The sequence below is a fragment of the Pseudoalteromonas prydzensis genome (assembly GCF_011050055.1).
In the GTDB taxonomy this organism is placed as follows: Bacteria; Pseudomonadota; Gammaproteobacteria; order Enterobacterales; family Alteromonadaceae; genus Pseudoalteromonas; species Pseudoalteromonas prydzensis_A.
The window spans coordinates 1-5074 of sequence record NZ_DRGM01000002.1 but is presented as its reverse complement, the minus strand read 5'-3'; the positions used below and the strand labels follow the sequence as shown (position 1 = coordinate 5074).

General features: G+C 38.5%; 4 protein-coding genes. All 4 read left to right on the top strand.

Annotated elements, in window-relative coordinates; genetic code table 11:
* Positions 1 to 135, top strand: a 135-nt coding sequence (locus tag ENH88_RS00095) for a DUF1302 family protein (protein ID WP_304178204.1), incomplete at its 5' end; no start/stop codon positions are given.
* A gap of 13 nt (positions 136 to 148) precedes the next feature.
* Positions 149 to 1513 carry a DUF1329 domain-containing protein gene (locus ENH88_RS00090; RefSeq protein ID WP_024592567.1) on the top strand — a complete coding sequence of 455 codons (1365 nt, stop codon included), beginning with the start codon at positions 149 to 151 and terminating at the stop codon, positions 1511 to 1513.
* Between the two features lie 126 nt (positions 1514 to 1639).
* Positions 1640 to 2635: a WD40/YVTN/BNR-like repeat-containing protein gene (locus ENH88_RS00085; protein ID WP_304178200.1), complete on the top strand. Its 996-nt coding sequence runs from the start codon at positions 1640 to 1642 to the stop codon at positions 2633 to 2635.
* Positions 2635 to 4956, top strand: a complete 2322-nt coding sequence (locus ENH88_RS00080) for an efflux RND transporter permease subunit (protein ID WP_007586903.1) — start codon at positions 2635 to 2637, stop codon at positions 4954 to 4956. Before ENH88_RS00085 ends, ENH88_RS00080 begins: the two co-directional genes overlap by 1 nt.
* The last annotated feature ends 118 nt before the right edge of the window (positions 4957 to 5074 follow it).

Genomic DNA, 5074 nt, shown 5'->3' with positions numbered 1-5074 from the left:
GGTGCAACCATGAACTTTAACTACCAAAATGCGTGGTCACTTGATGTGAGCTATAACTCGTTTTGGGGCGGCGGCGATATTAATACTTTCTCAGATCGCGATTACGTTTCTTTTAACTTAAAATATTCTATTTAGGGGTAACATTATTATGATTAAAAAACCTACCCTCATCGCTACAGCTTTTTGTAGCTTGTTTGCAAGCAGCGCAGCTTTAGCTAAATTAAACGCTGATGAAGTTGCTCAATTAGGTCAAAACTTAACGCCAATGGGCGCAGAAAAAGCAGCTAATGCTGATGGCTCTATTCCAGCATGGAATAATGGCATTACTTCTGCACCAGCAGGTTATGAAGCTGGTATGCATCACCTTGACCCATTTACAGCTGATAAAGTGCTTTTCACTATTGATAAAAGTAATATTGAAAAGTACAAAGCCAATTTAAGTCCGGGTCAAATTGCTTTATTTGAAGCATACCCAGACACATTTAAAATGCCAGTATATGAAACTCGCCGTTCTGCTTCTTACCCTCAGTTTGTGTATGATGCGACTAAAAAGTTTGCACCGACTGCTGAATTAATTGAAGGCGGTAACGGTATTAAAAATACGGCGATTGGTATTCCTTTCCCTATTCCTAAAACGGGTTTAGAGGCAATTTGGAATCATTTATTACGTTACCGTGGCCAGTCTATTGAGCGTTTTGGTGGTCAAGCTGCACCGACTGCATCTGGTTCTTATAACTATGTTGGCTTTGATGAGCAGTTATTAGTTAAATACTCAGACCCTAGTGCAACACCAGCAGAGCTACAAGACTCAAATATTTTGTTTAAGTTTAAACAAAGCGTTACAGAACCAGCTCGTTTAGCGGGTACTGCATTATTAGTTCATGAAACAATGGATCAAATATTAACGCCGCGTCAAGCATGGACTTATAACTCGGGACAACGTCGCGTTCGTCGTGCACCTAATGTTGCATATGATGCACCAGGCACAGCTGCAGACAGCCTGCGTACTACCGATGATTTTGATATGTTTAATGGCTCGCCAAATCGTTACAACTGGACACTAAAAGGTAAGCAAGAGTTATATATACCTTACAACAGCTATAAACTTCATAGTGATAAGCTAGAGTACGATGATATTTTAATGCCTGGCCATATTAATCCAGAACATACACGTTACGAAAAACACCGTGTTTGGGTTGTTGAAGCTAACTTAAAAGATGATACACGTCATATCTATAAAAAACGTGTGTTTTACATCGATGAAGATAGCTGGCAAGTACAGGTTACTGATATTTATGATAACCGCGACCAACTTTACCGTGTAGCAATGGCTTATGGCCTTAACTACTACGAAGTACCTACACAGTGGAGTACGCTTGAGGTTTATCATGATTTGAATTCTCGTCGTTATTTAGCAATTGGTTTAGATAACCAAGAAAAAATGTACGATTTTTCACAGTCATTTAACGATAACGAATTTACTTCAAGCGCTTTACGTCGCGCAGGTAGATAGTATTAAACTAGGCATTTAACAATTTGTTAAGTGCCTTTTCCTTTCTCATCGCGTTTGTCTTACAGCGCGCAACGCTTTCCCCAGTAAAAAGACAAACAACTCTCTCGTACAAGGCGATTAAAATTTATGAAGTATTTGGTATATGCCAGCCTGATAATAAGCGGTGCGAGTGTTGCACAAGAAGCCCCTAACAATGCAATCAGTGCAACAAATGCAGCTAAAACCTTACTCACCGACATAACTAACACAGGCAATAGTCTAATTGCAGTAGGTAAACACGGTACTGTTATTAAAAGTATCTCGGGTGATAAATGGCAACAAGCTGAGCTAGTCCCAACTCAAGTGCTATTAACTGCCGTTGATTTTAGTAATGAAAATAATGGATGGGCGTGTGGCCACGATGCAACAATAATAAATACTACTGACGGTGGTGTTAATTGGCAACTACAACAAGCACAACCAAAATTAGATAAACCATGTTTAGATATTCTATTTGAAGATGATTTAAAAGGTTTTGCAGTGGGCGCATATGGCATGTTTTATCAAACCACCGATGGTGGTAAACATTGGCAAAAACGCTTTTTAGATTCGCTATTATTTAGTGATGATCGTGATTACTTGAACGATTTAAAAGAAAATGACCCCGAAGGATACGAAGCCGAAACTGCTTCAATTTTACCGCACTTTAATCGAATCGAAAAAACAGATAATGGTTTAATGCTGGTTGGTGAGATGGGCTTGATGGCCAGAAGCATTGATGATGGTCAAACTTGGCAAAGGATAGAAGAAATTTATCCTGGTTCATTCTTTGCAGTTGCATCAGATAGCACACAAGAAATTGTGGCAGGGCTTCGAGGTAATGTTTTTGCAAAGCAAAATGGTGAACAGCAGTGGCAGCATTTCGAAAATGTTAAAACAGCGACGATCAACAACATCATTAATTATAATAACAAACAATGGCTTATGCTTGCCAACAGTGGCGTTATTTTTCATCTTCAAGATGGGTTACTCACCCACGAGCAGCTTGCTGACGGTAAAGCGATTCTTGATGGTGTAATTTTAGATAACAGGCTGATCATGGCTACAGAAGATGGCATTAAAGTGAAGGAGTTAACCCCTTAATGCATAAACTACTCGATTTTATTGAAAAGGCGATTTTTAGACATCGCTTAATTATGCTTATAAGTTTTGCACTTATAACCTGTTTACTTGTATTCAAAGCGACTCAAATTCAATTAGATGCATCGTTTAATAAAAATATCCCGTTAAACCACGATTATATGAAAGTGTATACCAAGCATGAAAAGCAGTTTGGTGGTGCAAACAGTATTTTGATTTCAGTGTGTGATGACAGTGGTGATATATTTAATCCAGAGTTCTTTACTCAATTAAAAGCGGTTCACGATCAGCTTTATTTCATTCCTGGCGTAAATCGTCCATTAGTTAACTCAATATTTTCACCCAGTGCTCGTTTTGTTGAAGTAGTGGAGGATGGCTTTGCCGGTGGCCCAATTATTCCTGCTAACTTTAAAGCAGATAAGCGTGGTTTAGGTGTAGTAAAGGAAAACATTGAAAAAGCAAAAGTTGTAGGACGTATGATTGCCAGCGATTATTCGTGTGCAATGGTAACTGCTCAACTTTTAGAAACAGATCCACAAACACAACAAAAATTAGACACATTAGCTTTTGCGCAAAAGCTAGAAAGTGATTTAAGAGAGCCTTTAAGTACGGACAAAGTAAGTATTCATATTATTGGCTTTGCAAAAATGGCTGGTGATATAGCTGAAGGTGCAAAAGGGGTGGTTGTATTTTTTGCCATTGCTATCGCTTTTACCTTTATTATGGTTTGGCTATTTTGTGGCAGTTTAAAGCTGACTATTTTGCCTATTGCATGTTCCATTATTGCTGTTATTTGGCAATTAGGCCTGCTTTCAAGTTTAGGTTTTGGCCTTGATCCCATGTCTATTTTGGTACCGTTTTTAGTATTTGCTATTGGTGTAAGCCATGGTGTGCAGATGATAAATGCGATTGGTAAAAAAGTAGGTGAAGGTAAAACAACACGTATTTGTTGTCAGTCAAGTTTTAGGGCTTTATTAGTGCCAGGCGGTATTGCACTGCTTTCAGACACCGTAGGCTTCTTAACATTACTTACCATCGATATTGGTATTATCCGTGAACTTGCCATTACAGCGAGTTTAGGTGTAGCAGTAATTATATTTACAAATTTAATTTTATTGCCGGTCTGGGCTTCGTACATGAACTTTGAAAACAGTGTACATATTCAATCTGGTGATGCAGCAAAACCAAACATGCTCGATAAAATAAGAGACTTACTTGTTAAAGCGACTGATCCTAAAGTAGCTAAAATGATTATTGGTTTTACACTTGTTCTATTTGCTTTAGGTTACTGGCAAGCAGATAAAATGCGTATAGGTGACTTACATGCAGGCGCGCCATCACTGCATCAAGATGCTCGTTATAATCAAGACACGTTTTTAATATCAGACAAGTACACTATCTCGTCTGATATCTTAAAGGTAATTGTAGAAGCGTATCCTGCAGCATGTACTGAGCATGATGTGATGGAGCGTATAAGCCGTTTTCAATACAAAGTAGAGAATGTAGCAGGTGTGCAGTCTGCTGTAAGTTTGAGCTCTGTAGCTCAATCGGTTAACGCAGGCTACAACGAAGGCAATTTGAAATGGCAAAGCTTGCCACGAAATTCAGCAAGTTTAGTGCAGTCAACGTCTCGAGTTGAAACTAGTACAGGTTTACTTAACGGTGATTGTTCAGTTATGCCAGTGATTATATTTTTAGATGATCATAAAGCACAAACTATCGATACTGTAATTAAGAGTGTTAAGCAATTTGCGCAAGAAGAGGGCACTGATAAATTAGCATTTAAACTAGCGTCAGGACCTGTTGGTGTAATGGCAGCCACTAATGAATCAGTTGCAGAAGCGCAAATACCAATGATGCTTTATGTTTATGGTGCCGTTATCATTTTATGTTTAATGAGCTTTAGAAGCGTAAAAGCAACGATTGCAGTGGTATTGCCGCTTTATATCGTATCAACACTTGCACAAGCACTTATGGTGCAATTAGAAATAGGCTTAACCGTTTCTACTTTGCCAGTTATTGCTCTAGGAGTAGGTATTGGGGTCGATTACGGTATTTATATACTGTCGTCGATGATGGGGCAGCTTAAGCAAAATGTACCATTAAGTGTTGCTTATCGAAATGCGCTTGTTGAACGTGGAAGTGCGGTTCTATTTACCGGTATTACACTTGCGATTGGTGTGAGTACGTGGATATTCTCAGATCTTAAATTCCAAGTTGATATGGGTATACTGTTAACCTTCATGTTTTTAGTAAATATGTTAGGTGCAGTGTTGTTATTACCCGCTATTGGTAGCCTTCTCTGGACTGACCAGAAAAAATAATGTGAATAATTTTGCTCCTAAATGGCCTGTAAAGGCCATTTATATCTACAATTTGTGAATAGATGACCAAATAGCTGAAATGCTTAAAATGTTTTCATCGAAAAGGCTGTTTATTAGC